The sequence below is a fragment of the Kribbella sp. NPDC059898 genome (genome assembly GCF_042730855.1).
Lineage (GTDB): Bacteria > Actinomycetota > Actinomycetes > Propionibacteriales > Kribbellaceae > Kribbella.
Genome location: NZ_JBHWKR010000004.1, coordinates 242,425 through 255,894, shown reverse-complemented (window position 1 = coordinate 255,894; position 13,470 = coordinate 242,425). Strand labels below are relative to the sequence as shown.

General features: G+C 70.1%; 13 protein-coding genes. 5 read left to right on the top strand and 8 right to left on the bottom strand.

Features of this window, described 5'->3' with window-relative positions; all coding sequences use genetic code 11:
• Positions 1–2 precede the first annotated feature (2 nt).
• From ACFV9C_RS15245 to glgC, 5 genes are all read right to left on the bottom strand, one after another.
• Positions 3–413: a RidA family protein gene (locus tag ACFV9C_RS15245; RefSeq protein WP_380193979.1), complete on the bottom strand. Its 411-nt coding sequence runs from the start codon at positions 411–413 to the stop codon at positions 3–5.
• Positions 410–1,912 carry a 2-hydroxymuconic semialdehyde dehydrogenase gene (locus tag ACFV9C_RS15240; protein ID WP_380193977.1) on the bottom strand — a complete coding sequence of 501 codons (1,503 nt, stop codon included), beginning with the start codon at positions 1,910–1,912 and terminating at the stop codon, positions 410–412. The genes ACFV9C_RS15245 and ACFV9C_RS15240 overlap by 4 nt, the downstream gene beginning before the upstream one ends.
• Before the next feature lie 91 nt (positions 1,913–2,003).
• Positions 2,004–3,305: an FAD-dependent oxidoreductase gene (locus tag ACFV9C_RS15235; protein ID WP_380193975.1), complete on the bottom strand. Its 1,302-nt coding sequence runs from the start codon at positions 3,303–3,305 to the stop codon at positions 2,004–2,006.
• Positions 3,302–4,537: a kynureninase gene (kynU, locus tag ACFV9C_RS15230; protein ID WP_380193974.1), complete on the bottom strand. Its 1,236-nt coding sequence runs from the start codon at positions 4,535–4,537 to the stop codon at positions 3,302–3,304. Before kynU ends, ACFV9C_RS15235 begins: the two co-directional genes overlap by 4 nt.
• Entirely contained in the window at positions 4,534–5,808 is a 1,275-nt protein-coding gene (gene glgC / locus ACFV9C_RS15225; RefSeq protein ID WP_380193973.1) for a glucose-1-phosphate adenylyltransferase, read from the bottom strand. The genes kynU and glgC overlap by 4 nt, the downstream gene beginning before the upstream one ends.
• 64 nt (positions 5,809–5,872) lie before the next feature.
• On the opposite strand from glgC, the gene ACFV9C_RS15220 reads away from it, so the two are divergent.
• The 3 genes from ACFV9C_RS15220 to ACFV9C_RS15210 all read left to right on the top strand — a co-directional run bounded on the left by ACFV9C_RS15220 (position 5,873) and on the right by ACFV9C_RS15210 (position 8,948).
• Positions 5,873–6,421, top strand: a complete 549-nt coding sequence (locus ACFV9C_RS15220; RefSeq protein ID WP_380193972.1) for a GNAT family N-acetyltransferase — start codon at positions 5,873–5,875, stop codon at positions 6,419–6,421.
• 16 nt (positions 6,422–6,437) lie between these two features.
• The gene (glgA, locus tag ACFV9C_RS15215; RefSeq protein ID WP_380193970.1) at positions 6,438–7,595 is read left to right on the top strand and encodes a glycogen synthase; all 1,158 of its coding nucleotides are present in this window, start codon (positions 6,438–6,440) and stop codon (positions 7,593–7,595) included.
• Positions 7,596–7,664: 69 nt separating this feature from the next.
• Positions 7,665–8,948, top strand: coding sequence for a hypothetical protein (locus ACFV9C_RS15210; protein ID WP_380193968.1), 1,284 nt, complete (start codon positions 7,665–7,667; stop codon positions 8,946–8,948).
• On the opposite strand, the gene ACFV9C_RS15205 is transcribed toward ACFV9C_RS15210, so the two are convergent.
• Positions 8,920–9,747 (bottom strand): helix-turn-helix domain-containing protein, encoded by an 828-nt coding sequence (locus ACFV9C_RS15205; RefSeq protein WP_380193966.1) that lies wholly within the window; start codon positions 9,745–9,747, stop codon positions 8,920–8,922. The genes ACFV9C_RS15210 and ACFV9C_RS15205 overlap by 29 nt on opposite strands.
• Positions 9,748–9,849: 102 nt before the next feature.
• Between ACFV9C_RS15205 and ACFV9C_RS15200 the strand changes: the two genes are divergently transcribed.
• Positions 9,850–10,698: an oxidoreductase gene (locus ACFV9C_RS15200; protein WP_380193964.1), complete on the top strand. Its 849-nt coding sequence runs from the start codon at positions 9,850–9,852 to the stop codon at positions 10,696–10,698.
• 43 nt (positions 10,699–10,741) lie between these two features.
• Here ACFV9C_RS15200 and ACFV9C_RS15195 read toward each other — a convergent pair whose 3' ends face one another.
• Positions 10,742–11,293 carry a TetR/AcrR family transcriptional regulator gene (locus ACFV9C_RS15195; RefSeq protein WP_380193962.1) on the bottom strand — a complete coding sequence of 184 codons (552 nt, stop codon included), beginning with the start codon at positions 11,291–11,293 and terminating at the stop codon, positions 10,742–10,744.
• Between the two features lie 72 nt (positions 11,294–11,365).
• Between ACFV9C_RS15195 and ACFV9C_RS15190 the strand changes: the two genes are divergently transcribed.
• Positions 11,366–12,340, top strand: coding sequence for an alpha/beta hydrolase (locus ACFV9C_RS15190; protein ID WP_380193961.1), 975 nt, complete (start codon positions 11,366–11,368; stop codon positions 12,338–12,340).
• Here ACFV9C_RS15190 and ACFV9C_RS15185 read toward each other — a convergent pair.
• Positions 12,333–13,388: a type IV toxin-antitoxin system AbiEi family antitoxin domain-containing protein gene (locus tag ACFV9C_RS15185; RefSeq protein WP_380193960.1), complete on the bottom strand. Its 1,056-nt coding sequence runs from the start codon at positions 13,386–13,388 to the stop codon at positions 12,333–12,335. The genes ACFV9C_RS15190 and ACFV9C_RS15185 overlap by 8 nt on opposite strands.
• Between the last annotated feature and the right edge of the window lie 82 nt (positions 13,389–13,470).

Sequence of the window (13,470 nt, the reverse complement as noted above, 5' to 3'; positions counted from 1 at the left end):
CCTTACTCCTTCTGCGGGATCGCCGCGATTCCGCATATCTCGATCAGCAGCTGGGGATGCGGCAGCTGATGTACTGCGACCGTCGTCCGCGCGGGACCGGTCTCGTCGAAGAATTCGCCGTACACCTCGTTGTACCCCCCGAAGTCGTTCATCGACACCAGGTACGTCGTCACGCTGACCAGGTCCTCGAGCCCCGCCCCGACCGCGCCGAGGATGTCCCGGATGTTCTCCAGCACGGCCCGCGTCTGCACCCGGATGTCCAGCGCCACCGTGCCCAACTCGTCGACGGAGGCCCCGGCGATCGAGTTGTCCGGCCGCCGGCTCGACGTACCCGAAACAAACGCGAACCCGCCGGACACCTGCACATGCGGAAAGCGCCCACGAGGCACCGCTTTTCCAGGCACAAGGGTCATGTCAGGTCCACGCAGACATTCGTAGTCTCGGTGTAGAAGTCCACCGAATGCCGCCCACCCTCGCGCCCGACACCGGACAGCTTCACCCCGCCGAAGGGCGTCCGGAGATCGCGCAGGAACCAGGTGTTGACCCAGCACAGGCCGACGTCCAACGCCGCGCCGGAGCGGTGGGCGCGGCCTACGTCTCGGGTCCAGACGGTTGCCGCGAGGCCGTACTCCGAGTCGTTGGCGAGGGCGAAGGCTTCTTCTTCGGTGTCGAATGGTGCGACATGGCAGATCGGGCCGAACACCTCTTCACGATTGGTACGGGCGTCCGCGCGCAGCCCGGTGACGACGGTTGGCTGGATGTAGTTGCCGCCGTCGCGGGCGTCTCCGAAGGTAGGTACGCCGCCGCCGGTCAGGACCTCGGCGCCCTCGGTGCGGGCGAGGGCGTAGTACGAGAGGACCTTGTCGCGGTGCTGTTTGGAGATGAGGGGCATGTTGGTGGTGGCCTCGTCGGCGGGCCAGCCGTAGGTCAGCTCGGCGGCGCGGGCGGCCAGCCTCTCCACGAAGGTGTCGAAGATCGGGCGTTCGACGTACAGGCGTTCGGTGCACAGGCAGACCTGGCCGCCGTTCGTGAAGGTCGAGCGGAGCGAGCCCTCGATCGCGTCGTCGAGCGACGCGTCGGCGAAGACCAGGCCGGCGTTCTTGCCGCCGAGCTCGAAGGAGACCGCTTTCACGCGGTCCGCGGCGACCTTGGCGATCGCGGTGCCGGTGGCGGACTCGCCGGTGAAGGTGATCGCGTCGACGCCGGGGTGTTTGGTCAGGTACTCCCCCGCCGAGGACGGTCCGAAGCCGTGGACGACGTTGAAGACGCCGTTCGGTACGCCGGCCTCCGCCATCACCTCGGCGAGTACGGTCGCCGAGGACGGGGTTTCCTCCGAGGGCTTCACGACCACGGTGTTGCCGCAGGCAAGCGCCGGGGCGACCTTCCAGGTGAGCAGCAGCAGCGGGAGGTTCCACGGTACGACGATCGCGACGACGCCGACGGGTTTCCGTACGGCGTAGTTCAGCGCGCGCCGCCCGTCCGGGAGAACGGTGGTGTACGACTCGGTCGGCACCGTGGTCGCGAAGTCCGCGAACGCCCGGAAGTTCGCCGCACCGCGCGGGATGTCCAGCGTCCGCGCCTGGCTGATCGACTTCCCGGTGTCCCCCACCTCGGCCGCAACCAGGTCCTCGAACCGCCGCTCGAGCCCGTCCGCGACCCGCCGCAGTACGACGGCCCGCTCCTGCTCACTCATCCGCCCCCACGGGCCGTTCAAGGCGGCCCGCGCCGCGCCTACAGCCGCATCAACGGTCGCGGCATCAGCCTCACAGACGTCGAAGATCTGCTCGCCCGTCACGGGCGAAACCTTCGCGAACCGGGAGGCACTCTCGACAAACGCCCCGTCCACGAAGTGCCGGAGCACCCCAACAGACGACGGCTGCCCGCTCAACAGCTCAGGCGACCAGAGGTTCATGCCCCGCCACCTCCCCACCATCCAAACGCGGCAGCCCGCCCCGCCGCGGGCGCGGGGTGCGCGGGGGACGCGCGGTGCGCGGTGGGCGGGGTCATCGGTGTTTCCGGGCGCGGGCCAGGGTGAGGAGGGCGCCGGCGGCTGCGGCTCCCGCGGCGGCGAGTAGTTGGTGCTGGCGGTGGACTCGGTGTTGGACTTCGGCGTAGGGGGTGGTGGTGAAGGAGACTAGTTCGTAGCGGGAGACGTAGCGGCCGGGGAGGAGGCGTTCGAGGGTGTGTTCCAGTTGCTTCTGGAGGCGGAAGACGGGGGACGCCACCTTGTCGCGCATTTCCACGAAGTTGGCCAGGGCCATTTCCGCGATCGCCTCGGTGTTCTCGCGGCGGCGGGCTTCGAAGAGCGGCAGCGCGCGGGCCCACGAGCCGCCGGTGTCGTCGAGGCAGCGGTCGAGCTCGACCACGTCCTCGAACGCGCAGTTGGCGCCCTGGCCGTAGAACGGGACGATCGCATGCGCCGCGTCGCCGACCAACGCCGTGCGGCCGTGCGCCTGCCACGGCAAGGTGTGGACCGTGCCCAGGACGCCGACCGGATTGTTCAGGTAGTCGTCGACCAGGTCAGGGGCCAACGGCAACAGATCCGGATAGTTCTCCTCGAAATGCGCCGAGATCCCAGCAGCCGTGGTCAACGCGTCGAACGACCCGGCCGGCCAGAAGAGCGTGCAGGTGAACGACCGATCCGGATTCGGCAGCGCGATCATCATCGACGTGCCACGCGGCCAGATGTGCAACGCCCCCGGATCCAGCGCGAACTCCCCCGCGGCAGCAGGGATCGACAGCTCCTTGTACCCGTAGTCCAGGAACTCGACGTTCTCCGCGACGATGCCCTCGGCAAGCAGTTGCTCCCGTACGGCGGACCCCGCACCGTCGGCGCCCAGCACCACGTCGGCCGCCGCCGACACCTTCCCCGCGGGCGTCGCGAACACCAACTCCCCCGCCGCCGAGTCCAGCTCGACCAAGCGATGCTCGAACGACACCGTCACACCAGGAGCAGCCGACGCCGCCGACAGCAGCGCGTTGTTCAGCGCACCCCGGCTGATCGAGTTGATCGCCCGCTCCCCCGACGCCGAGTACGCCTGGAAGTCCAGCTCGCCCGCGACCGGGTGGATCATCCGGCCCTTCATCGGCAGCGCGTCCGCCATCACCTGGTCGACGAGCCCGATCCGCCGCAGCGCGTCCAGCCCGCGCTCGGAGATCGCCAGGTTGATCGACCGCCCGCGCTCGACCTCGGCGACCCGCGGATCCGCGCGCCGTTCGTACAGCGTCACCGTCAACCCGCGCCGCGCCAGGTAACAGGCGAGCAGCGACCCGGTCAGCCCGGCCCCGACGATCGCGACCTTCATGCCATCACCTCGGTCAACGCGGCGGCGGCCCGCCAGCAGTCGTGGTACGTCGAATACAGCGGCACCGGCGCGAGCCGCAGTACGTCGGGCTCCCGCGCGTCCGCGATCACGCCGTACTCGAACCGTAGCCGCCGCGACAACGCACCGGCTCCGCCCGGGACCCGCACCGACAACTGAGCGCCGCGCCGCGCCGGATCGTCAGGCGTGATCACCTCGAAGCCCGCCAGCAACTCCGAGAGCCGGCCCGTCAGCCGCAGACTCCGTTCCCGCAGTACGCCGATACCGACCTTGTCGAACAGCTCCAGCGACGTCCGCACCGGGCTCATCGAGAAGATCGGCGGGTTCGACACCTGCCACGCGTCCGCGGTCGCCGGCGGCCGCGACTCCGGCGTCATCTCGAACCGTGTCGACGCCTCCGTACTCCACCAGCCCTCGAACCGCGGCCGGTCCCCGCCGAGATGCCGCTCGTGCACGAACGCCCCGGCCAGCGCCCCCGGCCCGGAGTTCAGGTACTTGTACGAGCACCACGCTGCGAAGTCCACGTCCCAGTCGTGCAAGGACAACGGCACGTTGCCGGCCGCGTGCGCGAGGTCCCACCCGACCACCGCGCCGGCCACGTGCCCGGCCTTCGTGATCGTGGGGATGTCCATCAACTCGCCGGTCAGGTAGTTGACCCCGCCGAGCAGTACGAGCGCCACGTCGCCGCCGAGCTGCTCGACGACATCCGCCGTTCGGAGAGTGTCCTCACCGGGCCGCGGCCGCAGCCGGATCACCGCGTCCTCCGGGTCGTACCCGTGGAACCGGACCTGCGACCGGACGGCGTAACTGTCCGACGGGAACGCCGCGTCCTCGATCACGATCCGGTGCCGCGACCGGGTCGGCCGGTAGAACGACACCATCAGCAGGTGCAGGTTGACGGTCAGCGAGTTCATCACGACCGTCTCGCTCGGCAGCGCGCCGACGAGTCGCGCGGCCGGACCGGTCAGCAGCTCGTGGTACGGCAGCCAGGGCCGCGCCGCGTCCAGGTGCCCCTCGACGCCGAGCGCGGCCCACGCGTCCAGGTCCTCGAGCAGCTCGGTCCGGGTCGCCTTCGGGCGCAGGCCCAGCGAGTTCCCGGCGAAGTACGCCACCTCGGGATAGTCGCCACCCTGCGCCGGCGGTACGTCGAAGAGCTCCCGATGCCCGGGATCCGCCGCATCGAGTGCTAGCGCACCCGCCTCGGAGAGCGTCACGCCTCAGCAACCTCCGAGGCAACCTCCTCGGCGGCCGGAGCAACGGCCGCCGGGATCACCTGCCCCTTGCCGAGCACCGTGACGCCGCCCTTGGAGACGATGAACCCGCGCTGCCGGTCGTAGTCCGGGTCGACGCCGATCTCGGTGCCGTCCGGGACCACGATGTTCTTGTCCAGGATGACGTTCTTCAGCACCACGTCGCGGCCGATCTTGCAGTTGTCCATGATCACGCAGTTCTGCAGGTCGGCGCCCGCGCTGACGACCACGTTCGACCCGAGCACCGAGTGGTCGACATGCGCACCGGACACGATCGAGCCCTGGCAGACGATCGACTCGCCGACGGTCGCGTTGTCGGTGAACTTCGCGCCCGGCAACTGCGGGTGCGAGGTGAAGATCGGCCACTCGTTGTTGTACAGGTTGAACACCGGCTGGATCGACACCAGGTCCATGTGCGCCTCGTGGTAGGAGTCCAGCGACCCGACGTCGCGCCAGTACGAACGGTCCCGGTCCAGCGCGCCCGGTACGTCGTTCTCCTGGAAGTCGTACACGCCCGCCTTGCCCTCGGCAACGAGCATCGGCACGATGTCGCCGCCCATGTCGTGCCGCGACGCCGGGTTGGCGGCGTCCTTGCGGAGCGCCTCGACCAGGACGTCGCGGCTGAACACGTAGTTGCCCATCGACGCGAACGTCTCGTCCGGCGAGTCCGGCAGCCCCGGCGGGTCGGCCGGCTTCTCCAGGAACTCCTCGATCACGTGCCCGTCCGCACCGGTCTTGATCACGCCGAACTCGGTCGCCTCCACCCGCGGCACCCGGATGCCGGCCACCGTCACGCCGTTGCCGCGCTCGATGTGCGCGGCGACCATCTGGGACGCGTCCATCCGGTACACGTGGTCGGCGCCGAAGACCACGATGTACTCCGGGTCCGCGTCGTTGATCAGGTTCATCGACTGGTAGATCGCGTCCGCGCTGCCCTGGTACCACTGCGGGCCGAGCCGCTGCTGCGCCGGGACACAGGTCACGTAGTTGCCGAGGAAGGTGGACATCCGCCAGGTCAGCGTGACGTGCCGGTCGAGCGAGTGCGACTTGTACTGGGTCAGCACACAGAGATTTCGATAGCCCGCATTGACCAAATTCGACAGCACGAAGTCGATGAGGCGATAACTGCCGCCGAACGGCACAGCCGGTTTGGCCCGGTCCGCCGTCAGCGGCATCAACCGCTTCCCCTCACCACCGGCCAGCACGATTCCGAGAACATTGGGCGCCTTTGCCATGTCGGCACCTTAGCTCTCGATGCCCCGCTGCATAAGCGGTTGCGAGTGTCGCGACACTGTGAAGATGCCGATCCTCGTCGTTCCGACCGTTGCCGTTCACCGTTCGTTCCTCGAGGCCTGGGACGAGCTCGCCCCGGAGGACCTGCACTGGCTCGGCCCGAAGTCGGTGGCCGGGGACGACGAGCTGTGGAGCCGGGACCGGGCGGCCGATCCGGCCGAGTTCCGGCACCTGGTGGAGGCGATCCGGCGGGAGGCCGAGCCGGAGACCGTGATGCCGCCCGGCATCGTGCACCAGACCGTGCTGTGGTTCGTCGACGGCGTGGAGCTGCTCGGCCGGCTCTCGATCCGCCACGACCTGACGCCCGCGCTGACCGAGGTCGGCGGCCACATCGGGTACTGGGTCCGGGCGTCCGCGCGCCGGAAGGGGTACGCGACCCAGATGCTCGCCCAGTCGCTGCCGATCGCGGCCGCGCTCGGAATCGACCCCGCGCTGGTCACGTGCGATGTGGACAACACCGGATCGCGCAAGGTGATCGAGGCAGCTGGTGGCGAACTGGAAGACGAACGACACGGAAAGCTGCGCTTCTGGGTGCCGACACAGCTCGCTGGATGACCTATGGTCGGGGATTGTGAAGGTCGCCATTCTGACGCGTGAGTTTCCTCCGGACGTGTACGGCGGGGCCGGGGTGCACGTGGACTTCCTGGTCCGCGAGCTGCGCCGGCTGATCGACGTGGACGTGCACTGCATGGGCGAGCCCCGGCAGGGCGCGACCGCGCACTCCGAGGACGACCCGCGGATGCCGAACGCGAACGCGGCGCTGCGGATCCTGTCCACCGACCTGACCATGACCGCGGCGGTCGGCGACGCGGACCTCGTGCACTCGCACACCTGGTACGCGAACATGGCCGGCCACTGGGCGAAGCTGCTGTACGACGTCCCGCACGTGGCGACGGCGCACTCGCTGGAGCCGCGGCGGCCGTGGAAGGCCGAGCAGCTCGGCGGCGGGTACCGGCTGTCCAGCTGGGCGGAGCGGACCGCGTACGAGGCCGCCGACGCGGTCGTCGCGGTCAGCCGCGGGATGCGCGACGACGTACTCGCCTGCTACCCGGCCGTGGATCCGGCGAAGGTGCACGTGATCTCGAACGGGATCGACGCGGACTTCTATCACCCGGACCCGGCGACGCACGTGCTCGAGCGGCTCGGCGTCGACCTGAGCCGGCCGTACGTGACGTTCGTCGGCCGGATCACCCGGCAGAAGGGCGTGCCGCACCTGCTCCGCGCGGGTCTGCGGCTGGACCCGTCCGTCCAGCTCGTGCTGCTCGCCGGCGCGGCCGACACGGTCGAGCTGAAGGCGGAGACCGACGCGCTGATCGAGGACCTGCGGCTGGCCCGCGACGGCGTGTTCGTGGTGTCGGAGATGCTGCCGCGCGAGGAGGTCCGGCAGGTCCTGACGCACGCGCTGGCGTTCTGCTGCCCGTCGATCTACGAGCCACTCGGCATCGTGAACCTGGAGGCGATGGCCTGCGAGACCGCGGTCGTCGCGAGCGCGGTCGGCGGCATCCCCGAGGTGGTCGACGACGGCGTCACCGGCATCCTCGTGCCGTACGACGAGAACGACACCGACACGTTCGAACGCGGGCTCGCGGACGGGATCAACGCGCTGGTCGACGACCCGTCCCGCGCCGCGGCAATGGGCAAGGCGGGACGTGAACGCGCGGTCTCGCAGTTCGGCTGGGACGCGGTGGCGCAGCGGACCGTGGAGCTGTACAACAGCCTGCTCGGGTAGGCAAAACCCCACCGCCATCAGGGAGTTCGCACCATTCTCCGGGGTGGCGCGCGACGGTTGGCTTGGCCTATGACTCCACGCCTCACCAAGACAGTCGCCGCCACCCTCGCCACCGCCGCCCTCCTCGCCTACCCCGCGTCGGCCCTCGCGGCAACAGCCCACCCAACCACCGCCTTCGCCGCGACCGCCCACCCAACCACCGCCTTCGCGGGTACGGGCCGCCCCACCCACTCCACAGTTCTGGGCCAACGCGGAACGGTCGTCTCGGCAACCCCGATCGCCCACCTGACAGCGGCTCAGCTCGACGCGGCGGCAGCAGACTTCCCCGGCGCCCCGAAGGCGTCGTACGCCGTCACCGCATACCGCCTCATCTACCGCACCACCGACACCCACGGCCGCCCGACGACAGCCAGCGGGATCGTCGTACTCCCCGACGGACGCCGCGGCGCGCTCACCGTCACGGAGTACTTGCATGGCACGAACGCGACCAAGGCCGCCGCTGCCTCCGTCGACGACCTGTCCACAGATCGCCTGGTCACGGCCCTGTTCGCCGGCCAGGGTCTGGTCGGTGTCGCCCCCGACTACCTCGGTCTCGGCCTAGGCCCCGGCCCGCACCCGTACCTCGACACGAAGACCGAGACGTCGGCGTCAGCGGACCTGCTGCTCGCGGCCCGCACGTTCGCGGCCAAGCACGGCGTCGCCTTCAAGCGCGACGTACTCGTCACCGGCTTCTCGCAGGGCGGCCGGGCGTCGCTCGCATTCGGTCGCGCGCTGAGTCGCGGCGAGGTCGGGCCGTTCCGGCTCGGGGCGCTGCGCGCGGTCGCGGGTCCGTACGACCTGCTCGGCGAGGAACTGCCGGCCGCCTTCGACGGCCGCGTGATCCCGCCGACCGCCACGTTCTACCTCGGGTACCTCGTGACCGCCTGGAACCGGACGGTCGGCCTGTACGACGACCCGCGCCAGGCGTTCCAGCCGCCGTACGCGTCGACGGTCGAGGAATTGTTCGACGGCTCCCACAGCGACGAGGAGATCGTCGCCGGGCTGCCGGACGCACCGGAGAAGCTGCTCACGCCCGAGTTCGCCGCTCGGTTGCAGCACCCGACCGGGAAGCTGCTACGGGCCGTCCAGGCGGCCGATCAGGTCTGCCAGGACTGGACGCCGCGGGTACCGGTGCACCTGTACAGCGGGACCAAGGACACCGACGTCGTCGCCGCCAACGCCGACTCGTGCGCGGTCTCGCTGCGCCGGCGCGGGGCGGAGGTGACGGTGCATTCGATGGGCGCGGTCGACCACACCGGTACGGCGTTCGCGGCGTACCCGGAGATCATTCGGGCCTTCGCTCGACAGGCCTAGCCACCAGGCTGCCGAGGAGGGCGAGGGACTCCGCGTCGCGCGATCCGGGGACGGCGTGGAAGACGACCAGCGTGACGCTGTCGGTCCCACCCACGGTCAGCTTGTCCGAGCGCAGGTCGAGGTCGCCGACCTCCGGATGGGTCAGCCGGCTGAGCCGGCCGCGGCGCGGGCGGACCTCGTGGCGCGCCCAGAGCTGGCGGAACCGTTCGCTGCGGACCGAGAGGTCGCCGACCAGTTCCTTCAGCCGCGGGTCGTCGACGTTCGGCCCGAGTTCGGCGCGCAGTACCGCGACGCCCTCCTCGGAGAGGTCCTCCCAGTCCCGGCGCAGGTCGCGTTCGCGCGGATCGAGCAGGACGGCGGTGAGCAGGTTGACGCCGACCCGGTAGTTCGGCGAGAGGGCGGCGGCGAACGCGTTCACCGCGAGCACGTCGGTGTACTTGTTCTGCACGTACGCCGGGTTGTTCGGCCAGCCGTCGATCAGCTCGACGATGCTCTCCGGCGCCTGCTCCGCCCGGGTCCGCGGGTGCGGCGCCGGCTGGGCGAGACCGAGGAGGTAGTTCCGCGCGTCCGCGTCGAGCCGCAGTACGCCGGCCAGCGCCTCGAGCACCTGCGCCGACGGGTTCCGGTCCCGGCCCTGCTCGAGCCGGAGGTAGTAGTCCGAGCTGATCCCGGCGAGCATCGCGACCTCTTCGCGGCGCAACCCAGGCACCCGGCGGAGGCCGGCGCTGCGGATTCCCACCTCGTCGGGACCGACCTGCTCGCGGCGCGCCCGCAGGTAGTCGCCCAGCGCGTTCTCCATGCCTCCACCGTAGACCGGGTACGCCGTGACAGCCTGTGCCCTGGCACTACCAGGAACGACGGGGTACTCCCTGTTCCGCGCGTACCGACGAACAGTGGAGACATGACGAACTCAACCATCACCCTCGCCGACGACCTCACCATCACCCGGATGGGGTACGGCGCGATGCAGCTCGCCGGCCCCGGCGTCTTCGGACCGCCGAAGGACCGTGACCAGGCGATCGCCGTACTGCGGCAGGCCGTCGACCTCGGCGTCACGCACATCGACACCAGCGACTTCTACGGCCCGACTGTGGTCAACGAGATCATCAAGGAGGCGCTGCACCCGTACCCGGAGGGTCTGCACCTGGTCACCAAGGTCGGCGCCCGGCGCGGTCCCGACGCGTCCTGGGACGTGGCGCTCGAACCGGAGGACCTCCGGCGGCAGGTGCACGAGAACCTCGAGCACCTGGGTCTCGACGTACTCGACGTGGTCAACCTGCGGACCGCGGCCCGTGAGGAGGTCAACCGCGACTCGATCGCCGAGCCGTACACCGTGCTGGCCGAGCTGCAGCAGGAAGGGCTGATCCGGCATCTCGGACTGAGCGCGGTCACGATGGAGCACGTCCGCGAGGCGGCGGCGATCGCGCCGTTCGTCACGGTCCAGAACCTCTACAACCTGGTCAACCGCGCAGACGACGACATCGTCGAGTACTGCGCCGCGCACGGCATCGCGTTCGCTTCGTTCTTCCCGCTCGGCGGATTCAGCCCGCTGCAGTCGGAGACGCTCGCGAAGGTCGCCGCCCGGCTGGACGCCACCCCGCAGCAGGTCGCGCTCGCCTGGCTGCTGCAGCGCTCCACGACCAGCGTCGTCATCCCCGGCACCTCCTCGCTGACCCACCTCCGCGAGAACATCGCCGCCCGCGACCTGGTCCTCCCCGCCGACGCCGTCGCGGAGCTCGACGCGGTCTGAGCGGAACTTTTCCGGCGCTGAGCGACGGAAAAGTTCCGGAAAGCTAGCGCAGTTCGCGTTGCAGCATCCGGATGAGGTCCTCGACATCGGCCTCGACCATCGGCTCGCCGGTCATGCCCATCCGGTGCAGCAGCGTCCCGATCACCACGTCGATCACGAACAGCACCCGCTGCTCGGACAGCCCGAGCGTCTCCATCAGCACCTTCCGGTACGGGTCCTGCAGCTGTCCGGCAAGGATCTCCCGCAGCGCCGGATCCCCGATCGCGTCCGTGAACACACCCGCGAACGCCGCGGCCACACCGGGCTCGGCGACCGCGCGAACGCCGTACCGGACCGCGGCCGCGATGTCCGCGTCGCGATCCTGCCCGGTCAGCGGCAACGGGCCGAACGAATCCACCAGCGTCGCGGTGACCAGCGCGCCCTTCGTCGGCCAGCGGCGGTAGATCGTCGTCTTCGCGATCCCGGTCGCGGCGGCGATCCGGTCCACCGTGGCCCGGGTGTACCCGAGCTCGTGGATCGTCCGCAGTGTCGCCGCGAACACCTCCGCGTCGACGCTGGACCGGGGCCGGCCGGGCGGCCGGGTGCTGGAAGCCATGGGCCCACCCTACCTAGTTATGCTACCTTCGGTATCGATACTAATCGTAGCGAAACCGCAGGACGGTGCCCGATGCTCAAGACCGCCGCCACCACGACGCAGCAGCCGCCGCTGGGCGTCCGCCTGGTCTACTCGCTCCGCAAGGAGCCCGACTACCGCACGATGTCGCCCGCGGAGCTGGCCGCGTTCGGCGAGGCCGCGCACCGGATCGTGACGTCCCGGTTCGCGCACCTGCTGACCGGCTTCCCGCACCGCGGCGTGACGATCGGCTGGCAGCAGGTCCAGCTCGCCGACCGCACGATCCGAGTCCGCGTGTACCGCCCGGACACCCAGGCCAAGCTCCCGCTGATCCTGCACGTCCACGGCGGCGGCTACGTCGGTACGGCGGTGCAGTGCGACTGGATCAACAGCCACCTGGCCGCCCGCGTGTCAGCGGTCGTGGTGTCCGTCGAGCACCGGCTGATGGACCACGGCACGCCGCTCGCGGCGATCGTCGACGACGGCTGGGACGTGCTGCGGCACGTGTTCCAGCACGCCGCCGACTGGGGCATCGACCCGACCCGCGTGGCGGTCGCCGGCGAGAGCGCCGGGTCGATGGTCGCGGCGCTCTCCGCGCTCCGGGCCCGGGACGCCGGCCTGTCGTTGCGGGCACAGGTCCTGGTCAACGCCTGCGTCGACGTGACCTCGACGGCGCTCGACTACGACTCGGTGACGCAGTACCCGGAGACGCCGACGCTCACCCGCGAGGGCCTTGAGTTCTTCCGGCGTCTCGCCGTACCCGAAGGAACCGATCCGCGGGAGCTGTCGCCGCTGTACGCCGACGACCTGAGCGGGCTGCCGCCGACGCTGATGGTGGTCCCGACGCTCGACCCGGTCGCGGACCACAGCCGCGTGTACGCCGACCACCTGCGCGCGGCGGGCACCCCGGTCGAGGTCAGCGAGTACGACAAAGCCGGGCATGCCTTCATCAGCATGCCCAGCCTGGTCCCCCAGGCAAAACCGGCCCGCGACCGAATCGTCGACTTCCTCTGCGCGAAGTTCAGGTAGCCGGCCTTTGGTGGGTCCACCCACCAGATGCAGGGTTTGCGCCCGAGATCCTGGGCGCAAACCCTGCATCTCGGACGTCAACCCACGAAAGATCAGCCGGCCAGCGGCGTGGGCGGGCTCGGTCGAACGCCTGCCGGATGCGCATCGCCGTACGGGCCGGATGCTCGAGGTCGGCCCAGGTGATCCTGACGACTTCCAGCCCCAGCGCCCGGAGCCGGTCCTCGCGCATCTTCTCCCGGATCAGCACCTCGCGTGAACCCTCGCCGTACTTCGTCAGGCCGTCGAACTCGACGACGGTGTTGTACTCGGGGAACCAGAAGTCCACCCGTCCGACGAAGCCGTCCGCATCCACGAACTCCGCCTGCAACGTCGGCGCCGGAAAGCCCTCGTTGTGGAGAAGGATCCGGAGCCTGGTCTCGCCGACGGACTCGGACAAGGGATCGGCGAAGTCGAGCACCGCACGAATCCTCGGCCCGCCCGGCCAGTTGTCGGTGAGCTCGCGCAGCCGCCGCAGCTCGTCGCCGTTCACGTCGGACCTCCGGAAGGCCGCGTCGGCACTCACCACCGCCGCTTCGAAGGACGACGTACTGGCAACTTCCACCACAGCGCGCGCCAACGCGGTCACAGCGAGCCCGTCAACCGTGGTCAGGTCCGACGCGCTGAGCGCCGACCAGTGATGCCGTACGCCGGTCCTCGGCCCGCTCCGCGCACCCGCGGTCCGCGTCAGCTGGACCTCCGAGAGATCGGCCAGCCAGACAGGCACGCCATGCAGGACGAGTGCCGAGTGGTGGCTCACGACCGCGGTGCCGGGGCGCATGGAGTTCATCGCGGCGTGAACGAGACGCCGGTGCGCGACGAGACCGCGCTCCCAGGAGGGCAGGTGGCGCGTGTCCGAGCGCTCGGCGTACTGCCCGTACCTGATCCGCTCCCAGCGCCCGTCGGTCAGGCGCCGGTGGATCTGCTCCCGGGTATATCCGGCGCTCATCGCCTGTGCCCGGCTGACCACGCCGCCCTGCCGCGTCGCGATCGCCTTCAGTCGTCCGTTCATCTCACCAGCATCAGACGCCGAACGCCCTCCGCGCTGCCCCCTCAGCCCGCTCTGTGGATAACCCTTTGGTGGGTCCACCCAT